This window comes from Sphingomonas sp. Sph1(2015), assembly GCF_001970915.1.
Taxonomy (GTDB): Bacteria; Pseudomonadota; Alphaproteobacteria; order Sphingomonadales; family Sphingomonadaceae; genus Sphingomonas; species Sphingomonas parapaucimobilis.
In genome coordinates, this window is sequence record NZ_MQUI01000025.1 from 26,366 (window position 1) to 41,916 (window position 15,551).

General features: G+C 66.0%; 17 protein-coding genes. 9 read left to right on the top strand and 8 right to left on the bottom strand.

Annotation, left to right across the window (positions count from 1 at the left end; all coding sequences use genetic code 11):
• Window position 1: 1 nt before the first annotated feature.
• The 8 genes from flgG (at window position 2) to BSZ14_RS11500 (ending at window position 7,088) form a co-directional block, all read left to right on the top strand.
• The gene (gene flgG, locus BSZ14_RS11465; RefSeq protein ID WP_042487309.1) at window positions 2–790 is read left to right on the top strand and encodes a flagellar basal-body rod protein FlgG; all 789 of its coding nucleotides are present in this window, start codon (window positions 2–4) and stop codon (window positions 788–790) included.
• Window positions 791–864: 74 nt separating this feature from the next.
• The gene (locus BSZ14_RS11470; protein ID WP_042487378.1) at window positions 865–1,533 is read left to right on the top strand and encodes a flagellar basal body L-ring protein FlgH; all 669 of its coding nucleotides are present in this window, start codon (window positions 865–867) and stop codon (window positions 1,531–1,533) included.
• 11 nt (window positions 1,534–1,544) lie between these two features.
• A complete protein-coding gene (locus tag BSZ14_RS11475) occupies window positions 1,545–2,642 on the top strand; it encodes a flagellar basal body P-ring protein FlgI (RefSeq protein ID WP_042487306.1) in 1,098 nt (365 codons plus the stop codon).
• Window positions 2,639–2,968, top strand: coding sequence for a rod-binding protein (locus BSZ14_RS19325; RefSeq protein WP_083748219.1), 330 nt, complete (start codon window positions 2,639–2,641; stop codon window positions 2,966–2,968). The genes BSZ14_RS11475 and BSZ14_RS19325 overlap by 4 nt, the downstream gene beginning before the upstream one ends.
• 15 nt (window positions 2,969–2,983) lie before the next feature.
• Window positions 2,984–4,327 (top strand): flagellar hook-associated protein FlgK, encoded by a 1,344-nt coding sequence (gene flgK, locus BSZ14_RS11485; protein ID WP_076711025.1) that lies wholly within the window; start codon window positions 2,984–2,986, stop codon window positions 4,325–4,327.
• A gap of 5 nt (window positions 4,328–4,332) precedes the next feature.
• Window positions 4,333–5,226, top strand: a complete 894-nt coding sequence (locus BSZ14_RS11490; RefSeq protein WP_042487300.1) for a flagellin N-terminal helical domain-containing protein — start codon at window positions 4,333–4,335, stop codon at window positions 5,224–5,226.
• A gap of 101 nt (window positions 5,227–5,327) precedes the next feature.
• Window positions 5,328–6,191 carry a flagellar motor stator protein MotA gene (gene motA, locus BSZ14_RS11495; protein WP_042487297.1) on the top strand — a complete coding sequence of 288 codons (864 nt, stop codon included), beginning with the start codon at window positions 5,328–5,330 and terminating at the stop codon, window positions 6,189–6,191.
• Between the two features lie 3 nt (window positions 6,192–6,194).
• Window positions 6,195–7,088, top strand: a complete 894-nt coding sequence (locus BSZ14_RS11500; protein ID WP_042487294.1) for a flagellar motor protein MotB — start codon at window positions 6,195–6,197, stop codon at window positions 7,086–7,088.
• A 27-nt stretch (window positions 7,089–7,115) separates the two neighbouring features.
• Here the strand turns inward: BSZ14_RS11500 and BSZ14_RS11505 are convergent, their stop codons facing one another.
• The 8 genes from BSZ14_RS11505 to BSZ14_RS11540 form a co-directional block, all read right to left on the bottom strand.
• Window positions 7,116–8,084, bottom strand: coding sequence for an Abi family protein (locus BSZ14_RS11505; protein ID WP_076711026.1), 969 nt, complete (start codon window positions 8,082–8,084; stop codon window positions 7,116–7,118).
• A 309-nt stretch (window positions 8,085–8,393) separates the two neighbouring features.
• Window positions 8,394–8,885: a MucR family transcriptional regulator gene (locus tag BSZ14_RS11510; protein WP_076711027.1), complete on the bottom strand. Its 492-nt coding sequence runs from the start codon at window positions 8,883–8,885 to the stop codon at window positions 8,394–8,396.
• Window positions 8,886–9,664: 779 nt separating this feature from the next.
• On the bottom strand, window positions 9,665–10,036 hold the full coding sequence (locus BSZ14_RS11515) for a hypothetical protein (protein WP_076711028.1): 372 nt from the start codon (window positions 10,034–10,036) through the stop codon (window positions 9,665–9,667).
• Window positions 10,037–10,107: 71 nt separating this feature from the next.
• Window positions 10,108–11,592 carry an RNA polymerase factor sigma-54 gene (gene rpoN / locus BSZ14_RS11520; RefSeq protein ID WP_076711029.1) on the bottom strand — a complete coding sequence of 495 codons (1,485 nt, stop codon included), beginning with the start codon at window positions 11,590–11,592 and terminating at the stop codon, window positions 10,108–10,110.
• Between the two features lie 60 nt (window positions 11,593–11,652).
• Window positions 11,653–12,435 (bottom strand): LPS export ABC transporter ATP-binding protein, encoded by a 783-nt coding sequence (gene lptB / locus BSZ14_RS11525; protein WP_375244356.1) that lies wholly within the window; start codon window positions 12,433–12,435, stop codon window positions 11,653–11,655.
• Window positions 12,436–12,501: 66 nt separating this feature from the next.
• Complete coding sequence (locus BSZ14_RS11530; protein ID WP_076711030.1) at window positions 12,502–13,044, bottom strand: LptA/OstA family protein; 543 nt, start codon at window positions 13,042–13,044, stop codon at window positions 12,502–12,504.
• Window positions 13,045–13,062: 18 nt separating this feature from the next.
• Window positions 13,063–13,689 (bottom strand): LPS export ABC transporter periplasmic protein LptC, encoded by a 627-nt coding sequence (gene lptC, locus BSZ14_RS11535; protein WP_076711031.1) that lies wholly within the window; start codon window positions 13,687–13,689, stop codon window positions 13,063–13,065.
• Between the two features lie 38 nt (window positions 13,690–13,727).
• Window positions 13,728–14,348, bottom strand: coding sequence for a ribonuclease D (locus tag BSZ14_RS11540; protein WP_042487278.1), 621 nt, complete (start codon window positions 14,346–14,348; stop codon window positions 13,728–13,730).
• Window positions 14,349–14,686: 338 nt separating this feature from the next.
• Here BSZ14_RS11540 and BSZ14_RS20205 point away from each other — a divergent pair, with 338 nt between their 5' ends.
• A complete protein-coding gene (locus BSZ14_RS20205) occupies window positions 14,687–15,541 on the top strand; it encodes a cold-shock protein (protein WP_042487276.1) in 855 nt (284 codons plus the stop codon).
• Window positions 15,542–15,551 lie beyond the last annotated feature (10 nt).

Below are 15,551 nucleotides of genomic sequence, written 5' to 3' on the forward strand. Positions count from 1 at the left end.
CATGTCTTCCGCCGCTTTGCACGTCGCACGCACCGGGCTCGATGCCCAGGATATGCGCATGCGGGTCATCTCGAACAACCTGGCCAACGTCAACACGACCGGGTTCAAGCGCGATCGCGCCGCGTTCGAGACGCTGGCCTATCAGACGATCACCGCGCCCGGCGCCGCCAGCTCGACCGAGAGCAAATATGCGACCGGCCTGAACCTGGGCACCGGCGTGCGGATCCAGGGCACCGCGCGCATCAACACGCAAGGGTCGATGCAGACCACCAACAACAGCCTCGACCTGGCGCTGGACGGTGACGGCTTCTTCCAGGTGCAGATGCCTGGCGGCACGCTCGGCTATACCCGCGCGGGCAATTTCTCGCGCTCGGCCGAAGGGCTGCTGGTCACGGCCGAGGGGTATCAGGTGATGCCGGGCATCACGATCCCCGAAGGCACGACCCAGATCACGATCGGCACCGACGGCACCGTCTCGGCGACCCTGCCGGGCCAGACCGCACCGGCCCAGATCGGCCAGATCCAGATCGCCAGCTTCCCCAATTCGGCTGGGCTCCAGTCCAAGGGCGACAATTACCTGACCGAGACCGCCGCCTCGGGCGTCGCGAACATGGGTGTCGCGGGCCTCGAAGGGCGCGGCCAGATCCGTCAGGGCATGCTCGAAGGCTCGAACGTCAACGTCGTCGAGGAGCTGGTCGACATGATCGAGACCCAGCGCGCCTATGAGGTCAACTCGAAGATGATCAAGTCGACCGACGAGATGCTCCAGTACGCGAACCAGAATCTGTGATGATGACCATCCGCTTTCCCACCCTGCGTTTCGACTATTGGACCGAGCTGGCGCTGTCGGCGGCGGCGGGCACCATGGTCGTCGTCGCGCTGATCCCCGCGCCCGCCCATGCCAGCCTGTTCGGCCGCAAGAAGCCCGTCGAGGACTTCACGACCGTGCGCCCCGCGCCGATGCCGATGCAGCCGGTGGCGCAGCCCGCCCAGCCCAATGGCGGCATCTTCCAGGTGTCGGACGGCTATGCCGCGCTCTACGAAGGGTGGCGCGCGCGCAAGGTCGGCGATCCGCTGACCATCATCCTCGTCGAGCGGACGGCGGCGTCCAAGTCGGCCAATTCCAAGCTCGGCTCGAAGGGCGATCTGGGCCTGGCCCCGCCGACCACCGGGCCGCTGGGGCGGCTGCTCAAGTCGACTGATATCGGCATGAGCGGCAGCCGCAACTTCAACGGATCGGGTGCGGCCGACCAGTCCAACTCGCTGTCCGGCGAGATCAGCGTGACCGTCGCCCAGGTGTTCCCGAACGGCACGATGCTGGTTCAGGGGCAGAAGCGCGTGACGCTGAACCGCGGCGACGAGTTCATCCAGATCAAGGGGCTGGTCCGCATGGCCGATGTCGGCATCGACAATCGTGTCGAGTCGACCCGCGTCGCCGATGCGCAGATCGCCTATACCGGCAAGGGCGACGTCGCCCGCGCCAGCCGCCAGGGCTGGCTGAGCCGCTTCTTCCAGGCCGTCAGCCCGTTCTGAGGCACCAGCACATGATCCTCCGCTTCCTCCTCGCGCTCCTCGCCACCTTCGCGATCGCAGGGCCGGCCTCGGCCGACCGGATCAAGGACCTGGGCGGGTTCCAGGGCATCCGTACCAACCAGCTGACCGGATACGGCGTCGTCGTCGGTCTGCCGGGCACGGGTGACGACAATCTGGAATATACCGTCCAGTCGCTGAAGGCCGTGGTCTCGCGCTTCGGGCTGCAACTGCCGCCCAATGCCAATCCGGGCATGAAGAATGCCGCGGTGGTGATGGTCACGGCCGAACTGCCGCCCTTCGCCAAGCCGGGGCAGAAGCTGGACATCACCGTCGCCTCGATGGGCAAGGCCAAGTCGCTTCGCGGCGGCAGCCTGATCATGACCCCGCTCCAGGGCGCGGACGGCCAGATCTATGCGATGGCGCAAGGGAATCTGGCGGTCGGCGGTCTGGGTGCCGAAGGGGCCGACGGATCGAAGATCGTGGTCAACATCCCCTCGGTCGGTCGCATTCCCGAAGGGGCGACGGTCGAGCGCGCGGTCGCCACCGGCTTCGACACCGCGCCCGGCCTGACCTTCAACCTGGCGCGTGCCGACTTCACCACCGCGCAGAATGTCGCCCAGGCGATCAATGCGCGCCTGGGCATGGGCACCGCGCAGGCGATGGACGCCGTCTCGGTCGCGGTCCGCGCGCCGATGGGGGCCGATGTCCGCGCCACGCTGATGTCCGAGATCGAGAATCTGAACGTCACCTCGGCCGAGCCGCCCGCCAAGGTCATCGTCAACGCCCGCACCGGCACCGTCGTCATCAATTCGGCGGTCCGGGTCGGCCCGGCGGCGGTGACGCACGGCAAGCTGACCGTGAAGATCGACGAGCAGCAGCGCGTCAGCCAGCCCGGCCCCTTGAGCGGCGGCCAGACGGCGGTGACGCAGAAGTCCGGTGTCTCGGTCGAGGAGGAGCGTCGCCCGATGTTCGTCCTGGCCCCCGGTCCCAAGCTGGCCGATATCGTGAAGGCGGTGAACGCGATCGGCGCGGCCCCGTCCGACCTGGTCGCCATTCTCGAAGCGCTGAAGGAAGCCGGCGCGCTCAAGGCGGAGTTGATCGTCCTGTGACCCAGAGCATCGCACCCACTTCGCCCGCGACGGCGGCCTCCGCGATCGCGGGCACGGTGTCCACCGACACCCGCCGCCTGTCGACCGGCGCCAATCTGGACAAGGCGGGCACCCAGTTCGAGGCGATCTTCACCGGCATGATGCTGAAGGCGATGCGCCAGACCAAGCTGAGCGAAACCATGTTCGACTCCAAGGCGCTGGACACGTTCCGGGACATGCAGGACCAGCAGATCGCCCAGACGATGGCCACCCAGGCCCCGCTGGGCATAGGCAAGGCCGTGACCGCATTCCTCGCGAAATCTCAACCTGTCGTTAACCAGACATAACGTACCGCAGTAACCATGAGCGACCTGCTCTCTATCGGCGCTTCGGGCGTCCGCGCATATCAGACCGCGCTGACCGCCGTTGGTGAGAATATCGCCAATGTCGGAACGGACGGCTATTCGCGCCGGTCGGTCACGATGCAGGAGATCTCGCCCGCCGCGGGCCTCGCGGCGAACAAGGTCTCGGCGGGCTCGGGCGTCATGGTGCTGGGCATTGCGCGCGCCACCGACGTCTATGCCAGCGCCGCGGTCCGCTCGGCCACCGCCGACCTGTCGCGCACCACGACGGGCGTGACCTGGCTGAACCGGATCGAAGGCACGATGACCGGCGATCAGGTCCAGACGCGCCTCACCGCCTTTTTCACCGCCGCGCGCACCCTGTCGGCCGAGCCGACCTCGACCGCGCTGCGCGCCACCATGCTGGAGACCGCGCGTTCGACCGCGACGGCGTTCAGCGCGACCGACTCGGCCTTCGACCAGATCAACGCCGATTTCGACGGTCAGGCGCGGCAGGCGGCACACGATCTGTCCTCGCTGGCCACCTCGCTGGTCCGCGTCAACGAAGGGCTTGGCCGGACCCAGCCGGGCACGGCGGCCGCGGCGCAGCTGACCGACCAGCGCGACCAGATCCTGACCAAGATGAGCGCGCTGTCCGACATCACCAGCACGACCGACGAACTCGGCCGCGCGACGGTGCGGCTCGGCGACCGGGCGGGTCCGATCCTGGCGGCGACCGACTCCACCGGGTCCGTCACCTATCAGCGCGGCGCCGATGGCGGCGTGTCCTTCCATGTCGCCTTGCAGGGGCAGATCAGCGACTTCGTGCCCAGCGGCGGCGCGATGGCGGGGATGCTGGACGGGGCCGAACGGATCAACGCGACACGCGGCGCCTTCAACCAGGTGGCCAAGAATTTCGTCGAGACGGTGAACGGCCTCCAGGCCGGCGGCCAGGACCTGACCGGCGCGACCGGCACGGCGATGTTCGGCCTGACGGCGGGCACCGCGCAGATGAGCCTGTTGCTGACCGACGGATCGAAGATCGCGGCGGCGAAGGGCAATCAGGGCTCGCGCAACGCCGACAATCTGGCCGCGCTGGAAAGCGTGCGCGGGTCGGTCGGGTTCGAAGGCAAGCTGACCCAGATCGTCACCGACAACGCGACCACGCTGAAACAGCGCCAGACCGTCGCCGATGCGCAGTCCGCGATCAGCGACGGGGCCAAGGCCACGCTGTCGGCGGCCTCGGGTGTCACGCTCGACTCGGAAGCGGTGACGCTGATGCGTTTCCAGCAGGCCTATTCGGCGACCAGCCGGGTGATCCAGGCGGCACGCGAAACCTTCCAATCCATTCTCGAGCTGCGGTAACGGTCATGCAGATTTCCACCAGCGTCTTCTACGACACCGCCTCGCGGCGGATGACCGAGCTGACCGGCAAGGCGAATGCGTTGCAGGTCCAGATCTCGACCGGCAAGAAGCTGATCAACCCGTCGGACGACGCCGCCGCCGCCGCCCAGGTTGCCGAGTTTGATCGCCGCGACGCCGACGATGCGGTGTACAAGACCAATCTGACGCTGGCGGGCTCGTTGCTGCAACAGGCCGATACGACGCTGGGCCAGATCGGCAACCAGGTGCAGAAGGCGTTGGAGCTGACCACCCAGGCGGCGAACGGCACCCTGAACGCGGCCAATCGGTCGAGCGTGGGCGACCAGATCGCCTCGATCCGCGACGCGCTGCTGGGCCTTGCCAATTCCAAGGACTCGCGCGGCCTGCCCCTGTTCGGTGCGGCGGCGGGCACCGATGCGGTGACGATGGTCAATGGCCGCTACGCCTATTCGCAGGCCAATGTGTCCGACATCCCGATCGCCGATGGCCAGAGCGTCGACGTCTCGGTCGGCGCCGACCGCGTGTTCAAGGCGGGCGCGAACGACGACACGCTGAACGTCCTCAACACGCTCGTCACCGCGCTCAAGTCGGGTGGCGATGCCAGCGCGACGATCAAGGACGCGATGGACAAGCTGAAGGCGGCCAACGACAATGTCGCGACCGTGCAGGCCTCGGTCGGCGCGCGCGAGGCGCGGGTCGAGTTGCAGCAGGGGCTGCAACGGGCCGCCAGCACCGACCGGGCGCAGTTGCGCTCCAGTATCGAGGATGCCGATCCGGTCACGACCATCACGCAGTTGCAACAGACGATGACCGTGCTTCAGGCGACCCAGGCCAGCTTCACCAAGCTGACCAGCCTGTCGCTGTTCGATTATCTGAAATGATCGCGGCCGGGCATCGGCCCGGTAACTGTATTTTGACCTTACCAGGCTAGGCCGGTGATCTGACGGGCGCTGCGGCCGGTCTTCGGGAGAATCGGTTCACCATGTTTCCTGCCATCGGCCTAGTCATCCTGCTCGGCATGGTGTTCGGCGGGTTCGCCATCACCGGCGGCAAGCTCGGCCCCGTGTTCGAGGCGATCCCCCACGAAATGCTCATCATCGGCGGCGCGGCCGTCGGTGCGCTGGTCATCGGCAATAGCGGCGCCGAGCTGAAGGCGCTGGGCGGCGCGATGGGCAAGATCTTCAAGGGTCCGAAATACAAGAAGCAGGACTATCTCGACGTCATCTTCCTCGTGTCCAAGCTGATGAAGATGCTGCGCACCGAAGGCCCGATCGCGCTGGAGCCGCATGTCGAGGACCCCAAGTCCTCCTCGGTCTTCGCCGAATATCCCCGCCTGGTCGCCGACCATACGCTTGTCAACCTGATCGCCGACACGTTGCGCCTGGTCGTCGTGTCGTCGGGAACGCTCGACGTCCATGCGGTCGAGGAGGTCATGGACAATGCGATCAAGACCCATCACCACGAGGTCGAGGGGCCACAGGGCACGCTGCAGAGCCTGGCCGACTCGCTGCCCGCGCTCGGCATCGTCGCGGCCGTGCTCGGCATCGTGAAGACCATGGGCTCGATCGACAAGCCGCCGAGCGTGCTGGGCGGCATGATCGGCTCGGCGCTGGTCGGCACCTTCATGGGCGTGCTCTTGGCCTATGGCATCGTCAACCCGTTCGCGGGGCGCCTGAAGCAGGTGATCGATGCCGACGCCGCCATCTATCACGTGGTCAAGCAGATCATCATCGCCTCGCTCCACGGCCATCCCCAGCCTTTGGTCATCGAGGCGGCCCGCTCGGGTATCAAGCACAAGGACCAGCCCGGCTTCGCCGAGGTGTTCGACGGCCTGCGGGGCAAGTAAGCCATGGCCCGCGCACCGCATGGCAAGAACGAGCCGCCCAAGATCGTCATCGTCAAGAAGATCATCGCCGATGGCCATGGCGGGCATCATGGCGGTGCGTGGAAAGTGGCCTATGCCGACTTCGTGACGGCGATGATGGCGTTCTTCCTGCTGCTCTGGCTGCTGGGCGCGACCACCGAGAAGCAGCGCAAGGGCATCGCCGACTATTTCGCGCCGACGCTGATCGACACCAAGTCGACAGGCATCGGCGGCGGCGTGCTGAACGGTGGACCCGGCGCAGGCCGCCAGCAGCAGACGGCCGCCAGCGGCCGCCTTCAGGTCATCATTCCCAAGGTGATGGAGGGCGGCGGCGAAAAGGCCGGGACCGGCGACAAGGGCTCGCTGCGCAATCCCAATGCCGTCGTGCAGGACAAGAAGACGTTCGACGCGATCAAGCGCGAACTGTTGAAGAAGATGCAGGTCACGCCCCAGCTCCGCAAACTGGCGCAGCAGGTGCGATTCATCCCGACCGATGACGGCCTGCGCATCGACCTGGTCGACAATGCCGATTATTCGATGTTCGCGACCGGCACCACGAACCTGACCCCGGCGGCGTCCGATCTGATCGGCACCATCGCCAAGACGGTCGCCGATGTGCCCAACACGATCATGATCCGCGGCCACACCGACAGCGTGCCTTACGGCGATCCGCGCGCGATGAACAACTGGCTGCTCTCCTCCAGCCGCGCCGAGGCGACCCGCCGTCGCCTGGCCGCCGGTGGCCTGCCCGAATCACGGTTCGAGCGGATCGAGGGCGTGGCCGACCGCGAACCGATGATCGCGGGCAATCCAGCCGACCCGCGCAACCGCCGCGTGGCGATTACGCTGCTCTATCGCAAGGGTGTGTTCGGGCAATAGGGGGCGAGCATTTCGACCTAGGGTTCTTCAGTCCCAGATCGCTTCCCGGTCCCATCCCGGCAAAAAGCCCGCCTGAGCGGGGTTGGCATGAGGCATGACGGGAAAGTCCAGCCAATGCTCCTTCATGCGCGAACCCCAGGATGTCCCGGCCGCGATTCGCCGGGCGAGATAGTGGGCTATGACCGTCGCGCCATAGACTCGGGTTCGCCGTGCAATATCCCCGCCAATATGGTGCACGGCAGCGGTTTCCGGACCCTGAGGCACCTTCGGCTGGTGGACGATGCCGGCATTCCATAACCGGGCGTGGTGGGCCGAAATATTACGGATCAGCGCCAACGTCCTGATCCAGCTGACCAAGACGTTAGGCAGCAATGCGTAGCGCCGGGCAATGGTGGCGCGATCTTGCGGATGGGCCATTTCGAGAAGCCAGGACAAGGTGCCGAAATCCCAGGTTTCGACCGCCATCCAGATCGGTAGCGGCGAACTATAGGTTGCGCGGAACTCCACGACCCAGGCTTCGCGCGACCGGGTGGCGGCCTGATCGACCTTGGTCAACCAGCTTTGATGACGCGTCCCGGGCTGGCCGGTTGGCATGACCTCGTTCGCTCGATGGGTGTCCAGATGGACGGGGAAGCGATGCGCCCATGGATCGCGCCGCCCCAGGGCATGGGCAAGGTCCACACGCAAGGCGACTTCGATCCGCTCGATGACGTCGAGGAAAAGCAGGCGAAGCCGCTTGTCGAATAGGTACAGATCGACCGCGTGGCGAAACTCGGAACCAGTCTGGAAAGCATCAAGCCGTATCGTTTTGGTAGCGTCGGCCGGGTTGGGGATGCGCTGCTGGAACGGTTCCCAATAGGGGGCAAGGCGCCCATAGCCTATTCGCTGAAGATGATGCTCGGCCTTGGCGGCATCGGTAACGTCCAAACCTCGCTCGCGGAGAAGCGTAAGCTGATCGCCAAAACTGAGATGAGGTTTGGTATAGGGGGCAAGCATCAGCCCCTTATATGAAGAAGGCCGTCCCTTGATGCCAGAGGCAACAGAGGGGGCGGCCATGTTGCTTAGCGATATAGACGCATGAGGGGCGAAATTCAACCCAGCGTTGAAAAATATCGCTCGTTGCCATCATTGGGGCCATCCGCCTTTTGGGAGCCGGCTTTGCCGCGCTTGCCAAGCTCCTTACCGCTTCGAACGGATTGGCCGCAAACCCTAGCTTCGTACAAAACAAAACCCGTCCGATGGCCTTGCTCCGGGAGAAGAGCGAGGACGTCGGACGGGTCTTGCGATCGGTCGATCGCGACGCGATTACTCGCCGTCGGCGGCCTCGCCCTTGCGCGTCTTGCGCGGGGCGGGGGTAGCCGTGGCGTTGCGCGGGCCGGGCTTGCGGCCCAGGCCGATCTTCTTGGCCATCGCACGGCGGCTTTCCGAATAGCTCTCGGCGACCATCGGATAGTCGGGCTTCAGGCCGTAACGCTCACGATATTCCTCCGGCGTCAGGCCATGGGTGGCCAGGTGACGGCGCAGCGTCTTGTAGGGCTTGCCGTCAATCATCGAAACGATGTGATCCTTCGACGCCAGCGACTTGCGAACCGAGACGGCCGGAACATATTCGGTCGGCGCTTCGACGTCGCTCGCCTGTGGCGTGCTGCCCAGAAGCGAAGACACGGTCTCGTGCATCTTGTGGAGGAACGCCGGAACCTCTTCCGACGAGGTGCGGGTATTGGGATTGCCCAACCACGCAATGGTCAGCTCAGTTGCCAGTTCTACGGCATTCACATCGATAGGGTCGTCGGCCATGATACGCTCCTGTTGTTTCCCCGTGACCTAGCCGTCAATCACGGGAGGTCAACCTTTCTGTGCAGCATCGGACCGAATTTAGATGGTTTATGACCGATTTTATATTTGACCGATGTTGATGCCCGGCATCGATCAGCGGCCTAAAATCGTCCGGAGATCGAACGGGATAAACCTAGGCGGCAGAATATAAACAGGGGGAACATACGGATTGTGGTCCACCTATATTGCAGAACGGGACCCGCAAATCGCCTTGGCGGGCACGCTGCCAAGCACACAGATAGGCAGATGCAAAATATGCAACCAAAATTAATGAGGTTGCATTTGTGTAAATCGTACGGCCTCGGCATAGAGAGCGGGCCTTTCAGGCATCCTCTCCTAAAAACTTTCATGGGCTGGTCGCAAGACCGGCCCTTTTTTTGTCTTGCTTCCGCCGTGCATCGGCCTAGGCTGTACCATCGTCGCGCTTCAACGATAGTTATAAGCAGGAGTGGAAGCCGCCGGGAAAACCGGCATCGCGCGTCGGTGCCGGGGGTTGAGCGATCGCTTCGCTCCCCCCGTTTTGCCGCCCATGTCGAGCGACATTTTCGATCATCGTCCGGGGATGGGCAATATCGCGGCCTTCGACTTTGCCCAGGCGAAACGGGTTAGGATATCCAGACCCCTTGCCCGCTCCGTGCCGCCTGGGCGAAGTCGAAGGCGAGGGGCTGAACCCGATGACCATGGTATCAGGCAGAAGACGGGAGAGGCCCCACGGACCCGTCCCGCCCCGAAAAGCGGTTTCAGCCTTTGTTGTCGGATGGCGGGCGATGGATGAATTGATCCAGCGCCGATAGCGCCATGCCAGCAAAGGCGACGACCTCGGATATGCCCGATTTGGTGGTTCCGCCTTCCTGTTGCGGTGGGGGCGTTTCGGGACTGGCTGGCTCTGGGGACGGGGCCGCGCCGTCGTTCGGCCGCCGCGTGGTTTCTCGCGCCAGCGCCGAGGCCGCGACGATCAGCCCGGTGGCGAGCAATTGCCGCCCGGCCGGACTGCGTGCCTGGTCGAGCAGTGCCTGACCGATCCGGTGCAGGGACGAGGATCCGGAGGACGTGCCGGGCTGCTCGTCCAGCCTGGCCTTTTTCTGCTTCTTCTTGTGCTTCTTCTTGCCCATCGGCCTGGCCTCGCAATCTTGTGTATGTTTGATGTAATACACGTCGATGGACGTTCAAGCCATGCGCGACGTCACCCCGCCAGGGCACGGGCGCGGCGACGCTGGACCGAGCTGCCAATCCCCAGCGACTCCCGATATTTGGCGACCGTTCGCCGGGCGATGTCGAAGCCCTTGGCCTGGAGCAGCTCGACCAGCGTGTCGTCCGACAGGATCTTGGCGCCCTCGTTCGCGATCAGCGCCTTGATCGCACTCTTCACCGCCTCCGCCGAAACGGCGTCGCCACCGTCCGCCGCCGCGATGCCGCTGGTGAAGAAGAATTTCAGTTCGAACAGGCCGCGCGCGCAGCTGAGATATTTGTTGCTCGTCACGCGGCTGACGGTCGATTCATGCATTCCGATCGCCTCGGCGACTCGGGCGAGCGTCAGCGGCTTCAGATGCGCGACGCCGTGCAGGAAGAACGCCTCCTGCTGCTTCACGATCTCGGTGGCGACACGGATGATCGTCCGCTGTCGCTGGTCGAGCGCCTTCATCAGCCAGTTGGCGCTGGCGAGGCAGTCGGCGAGCCAGGCCTTGGACCCCTTGTCCTGCGGGCCGTGGCGCAGTTCCTGGTAATAGCGGCGATTGACCAGCACGCGGGGCAGGGTGGCGGTGTTCAGCTCGATGCCCCAACCGGCCTTGGTCCGGGTGACGAACAGGTCGGGCACCACCGCCTGGGACGGCTCGCCGCCATAACGGCAGCCGGGCTTGGGATCATAGCCGCGCAGCTCGCGGATCATGTCCGCCATGTCCTCGTCATCGACGCCGCAGATGCGTTTCAACCGCACCAGTTCCCCGCGTGCCAGCAGGTCGAGATGGGCGATCAGCTTGGCCATACACGGGTCGTAGCGGTCGACCTCCTTGGCTTGCAGCGCCAGGCATTCGGCCAGATCGCGCGCGCCGACGCCTGTCGGGTCCAGCCCCTGCACCACCTTCAGCACTGCCTCGACCATGGCGAGGGGTACGCCCAGCCGCCCGGCGATCTCGTCCAGCGGCACGGTCAGATAGCCCGCCTCGTCCAGCTGGTCGATGATATGCGCGGCGATGGTCAGCTCGGTGCCCGACAGGATCAGCGCAACCTGCGCCTCCAGATGCTCGGCCAGGCTGGGCGCGTCATTGGCCAGCGAATCCCAGTCCGGCCCGTCCTCGCCGCCCAGCCCGCCGCTGCCATTCGTCCCGTTCAGCGACAGGCCGCCATCCGGTCCCGTGCCGCCATCGGCGACACTGTCCTGCTGATGGCTCTCGGTCGCGTAATCCAGGTCGAGGCCCCGGTCCTCCGAGGGCGCCGTCCCGGCGACCAGTTCGTCGGCCCCGGCGGGTGCCTCGCGCTCGGGGCGTTCGGGTGTCGCCACTTCCCGCACCGCGCTGGCGTCGAGCAGGGGGTTCTTCTCCACCTCCTCGGCGATGAACGCCTCGACCTCCAGATTCGACAGCGTCAGCAGCTTGATGGCCTGCTGAAGCTGCGGCGTCATCACCAGCGATTGCGACTGGCGGATGTCGAGGCGCGGCGCGAGGCTCACGGCACCCTGTCCACGCCGGTCATGCCATCAGGAGCGGATCGACGCGGTGTCCTCATGCGGTCAGAGCGAAAAGCCCTCGCCCAGATACAGGCGGCGGACATTGGCGTCGGCGACCAGTTCCTCCGGCGAACCGCTGAACAGCACGCGCCCGTCATAGATGATGTAGGCGCGGTCGACGATGTCCAGCGTCTCGCGGACATTATGGTCGGTGATCAGCACGCCGATATCGCGCCGCTTCAGGTCCTTCACCAGATCGCGGATATCGGCGATCGAGATCGGGTCGATGCCCGCGAACGGCTCGTCGAGCAGCATGATCGACGGGTCGGCGGCCAGCGCGCGGGCGATCTCGGCCCGGCGGCGCTCACCGCCCGACAGCGCCATGGCGGGCGCGGCGCGCAGGCGGGTCAGGCCGAATTCCTCGAGCAGCTTGTCGAGCTTGCGCGCGCGCTCGGCCGGGTCCGGCTCGGCCAGTTCGAGCACGGTCAGGATATTCTTCTCGATCGACAACCCGCGAAAGATCGAGGTTTCCTGCGGCAGATAGCCCAGGCCCAGGATCGCGCGGCGATACATGGGCAGGCCGGTAATATCCTCGCCGTCCAGCATGATGCGGCCCGAATCGGGCTTCACCAGCCCCATGACCGAGTAGAAGCAGGTCGTCTTGCCCGCGCCGTTGGGGCCGAGCAGCCCGATCACCTCGCCGCGCCCGACCGACACCGACACGTCGGTCAGGACGACGCGCTTGTCATAGCTCTTGGCGATCGACACGACCTGCAGGCCATGGGCGACCGGCGGCTCCGAGACGGGCGCGTTGCGATGACTTGCCTCGCGAATCGGGGTTTCCATGTCCATCGGCCCGTTCTTTCCTTAGCTGGCGGCACGTTAGCGCGGGGCACGCCCCCGCGTCACGCCTCAGTTGCGATCGGGGACCGAGAAGGTGCCCGTGACCCGGCCCGACGGCGCCCGCGTGACCGCGCTGCCCGTGCCCGAGGACGCGCCGCCCGCCACCGACGAGCCGTCGATGACCGCGCGGCCGGTATCGAGGTTCAGCGTCAGCCGCCCGCCATTCACCGTATTGCCGCCCTGGGTCAGCGTGACGTTGCCCAGCATGGTGATGACCCGGCGGTTGAGGTCGTAGATCGCATAATTGCTGCGCGCGGTCTGGTCGGGACGCTTGACGACGACGCCGCCCGAGGCGTCGAAGCGCGACACCTGCGGCTTTCCGCCCAGCACCTGCCCCGTATAGAACACCGTCATCCGCGCCGCCGTCAGCGTCATCTCCGCCTGGCGCAGCGAGACGTTGCCCGACAGGACGGCGCGGTTCTGCTTGTCCTGCAATTCGATGACGTCGGCGCCGAAATCGACGGGCGCGCGGCTGTTGTGCTTGACCTGCGCGGCCGCGGACACTGCCAGGACGAGAAGGGCCGGAGCCGCGGCGGCGAAGAGCTTGTGCATGGACGGCTATTTCGGGCTTTACGGGACGATGCGCAAGCGGGCGTTGCCTTCCAGCCGGACGGTACGATTTTCCAGGTCCGCCCGCATCTTGTTCGCGCTGAAATGGCCCTGCGGCACCTGGCCGGTCACCGCGCCGCCCGAAACCAGCGTCCGCTGCTGCAGGTCGATGGTCGCGTCATGCGTGCGCAGGTCGTATCCGCCCGCCGACCGGAAATCGAGCGGCCCGTCCAGCTGCACCTGCTCGGTGCTCATGTCATAGCGGCCCGAATTGGCGCTGACCGTGGCGGGGCCGTCCGACAGGCGGATGGCGGCGGACAGCTTGTTGAGCTGCACCACCGGCTCGGCCGAGCTGCGCTGGATCGCGGAGCCTGCATCCAGCGAGAAGGGCTGGCCCTTGTCGTCGACGCCGCGATACTGCGCCGCCTGGATCTTCATCCGTTCCTTGGCGACCTCGACCTTCTTCTTGTCGAGCACGAAGGACACTTCGCTGGACGAATAGATCGGCGCCATCACCAGGAACGCCGTCAGCACGCCGATCGCGCTGGGCAGCAGCCAGCGTGCGAGCGTCACGAAACGGTCGTGACGGCTGCCCGGCGCGGCCCAGTGCTGGCGCTGGGTACGGACGCGGTCGGCGATCTCGGACATGATGGCTCCCTATCGTGCCCGGATCAGGCGTCAATGGTTCAGGCGTGGGCGAAGATATCGACCTCGGGCCAGCCCGCCAGATCCAGCTCGGCACGTGCAGGCAGGAAATCGAAACAGGCCTGCGCCAGTTCCATCCGGCCTTCCCGCTCCAGCCTTTTGTCGAGTTCGACCTTCATGCGGTGCAGATAGCGCACGTCCGACGCGGCATATTCGCGCTGCGCATCGGACAGCTCGGGCGCCCCCCAGTCCGACGACTGCTGCGCCTTGGACAGCTCGACGCCGAGCAGCTCGCGGACCAGCTCCTTCAGGCCGTGGCGGTCGGTATAGGTGCGGATCAGCCGCGAGGCGATCTTGGTGCAATAGACCGGGGCGGCGACGACACCCAGATAATGGCGGATCGCGGCGATATCGAACCGCCCGAAATGATAGAGCTTCAGCCGGGCCGGATCGGCGAGCAGCGCGCGAAGGTTCGGCGCGGCATAGTCGCTGTCGGGCGCGAAGCGGACCAGATGCTCGTCGGGGCCGCCGTCCGACAGCTGGACGACGCACAGCCGGTCGCGCGGGGTGATGAGGCCCATCGTCTCGGTATCTACGGCGATCGACGCGCCGGGGGCGAACAGATCGGCGGGAATGTCTTCTTCGTGCAGGTGAACGGTCATGCTGCCTGCCCTAGCGGGGGCGGGGCCAAGCCTCAACCGCGATCGGGCGGGGCGACGGAGAAAAGGCGGTCGCGCCTGACGACCCGCAGGGGCGGACGGGTGATTCGCCGATTCGGCCAAAGATGTTGTGGAGTTTCGGCCACAATTCCGACGTAATCTGCCTCGTTCGCGCCAAAGCGAGACGGGTTCGCACGATTTCGTTCGCGATGGCTGTCCTTCTGCGTTATGCATCCCCACTAGGCGCAAAAGGTTTGGCGCCAAAAGATCCGCGCTCTTCGTCCGGCGCACGGTTCTTGAGGACAGGATTTGCGGGCGAACCGGGAAGACGAACAGGGCTTATGAGTTTCGATAGAGGTAGCCGGGGCAATCGCGGCTCGCGTGGCCGCGACAAGCGGGAAAATTTCGGCGGCGGCGATGAAGGCGGCTTCGGCGGCGGCTTCGGCGGCGGTGATCGCTTCGGCGGCGGCGGCTTCGGCGGCGGTTTCGGTGGCGGCGATCGCTTCGGCGGTGGTGGCGATCGTGGCGGCTTCGGCGGCGGTGATCGCTTCGGCGGCGGCGGCGGCGGTGGTTTCCGTGGCGGTGGCGGTGGCGGCTTCGGCGGCGGTCGTGGCGGCGGCGGCATGCCCCCCCAGGTCGTTGGCGAAGGCACGGGCGTCGTCAAGTTCTTCAACGCGCAGAAGGGCTTCGGCTTCGTCGTGCGCGATGACGGCGGCGAAGACGTGTTCGTTCACATCTCGGCCGTCGAGCAGGCGGGCCTGACCGGCCTGGCCGAAGGCCAGCCGCTCGGCTTCACCCTCGTCGATCGCGGCGGCCGTATCTCGGCCACCGAGCTGAAGATCGAAGGCGAGCCGCTTCCCGTCACCGATCGTGCGCCTCCCCGCGAGCCGCGCGAAGGCGGCTTCGGCGGCGACCGTGACCGCGGTCCCCGCGGCGGTGCGGCCGGTGGTTTCGGCGGCGCTCCCCAGCGTCAGCTGACCGGCGAGAAGGCGACCGGCACGGTCAAGTTCTTCAACGCGATGAAGGGCTTCGGCTTCATTCAGCGCGACGACGGACAGCCCGACGCGTTCGTCCACATCTCGGCCGTCGAGCGCGCCGGCATGGGCTCGCTGAACGAAGGCGATCGCCTGCAGTTCGAGATCGAGGTCGATCGTCGCGGCAAGTACGCAGCGGTCAACCTGCAGAACGAGGGCTGATCCTCCTCGG

Coding starts and splice junctions, on each gene's coding strand:
- flgG (WP_042487309.1), top strand. CDS start 2: ATGTCTTCCGCCGCTTTGCACGTCGCACGCACCGGGCTCGATGCCCAG.
- BSZ14_RS11470 (WP_042487378.1), top strand. CDS start 865: ATGGTCGTCGTCGCGCTGATCCCCGCGCCCGCCCATGCCAGCCTGTTC.
- BSZ14_RS11475 (WP_042487306.1), top strand. CDS start 1,545: ATGATCCTCCGCTTCCTCCTCGCGCTCCTCGCCACCTTCGCGATCGCA.
- flgK (WP_076711025.1), top strand. CDS start 2,984: ATGAGCGACCTGCTCTCTATCGGCGCTTCGGGCGTCCGCGCATATCAG.
- BSZ14_RS11490 (WP_042487300.1), top strand. CDS start 4,333: ATGCAGATTTCCACCAGCGTCTTCTACGACACCGCCTCGCGGCGGATG.
- motA (WP_042487297.1), top strand. CDS start 5,328: ATGTTTCCTGCCATCGGCCTAGTCATCCTGCTCGGCATGGTGTTCGGC.
- BSZ14_RS11500 (WP_042487294.1), top strand. CDS start 6,195: ATGGCCCGCGCACCGCATGGCAAGAACGAGCCGCCCAAGATCGTCATC.
- BSZ14_RS11505 (WP_076711026.1), bottom strand. CDS start 8,084: ATGCTTGCCCCCTATACCAAACCTCATCTCAGTTTTGGCGATCAGCTT.
- BSZ14_RS11510 (WP_076711027.1), bottom strand. CDS start 8,885: ATGGCCGACGACCCTATCGATGTGAATGCCGTAGAACTGGCAACTGAG.
- BSZ14_RS11515 (WP_076711028.1), bottom strand. CDS start 10,036: ATGGGCAAGAAGAAGCACAAGAAGAAGCAGAAAAAGGCCAGGCTGGAC.
- lptB (WP_375244356.1), bottom strand. CDS start 12,435: ATGGAAACCCCGATTCGCGAGGCAAGTCATCGCAACGCGCCCGTCTCG.
- BSZ14_RS11530 (WP_076711030.1), bottom strand. CDS start 13,044: ATGCACAAGCTCTTCGCCGCCGCGGCTCCGGCCCTTCTCGTCCTGGCA.
- lptC (WP_076711031.1), bottom strand. CDS start 13,689: ATGTCCGAGATCGCCGACCGCGTCCGTACCCAGCGCCAGCACTGGGCC.
- BSZ14_RS11540 (WP_042487278.1), bottom strand. CDS start 14,348: ATGACCGTTCACCTGCACGAAGAAGACATTCCCGCCGATCTGTTCGCC.
- BSZ14_RS20205 (WP_042487276.1), top strand. CDS start 14,687: ATGAGTTTCGATAGAGGTAGCCGGGGCAATCGCGGCTCGCGTGGCCGC.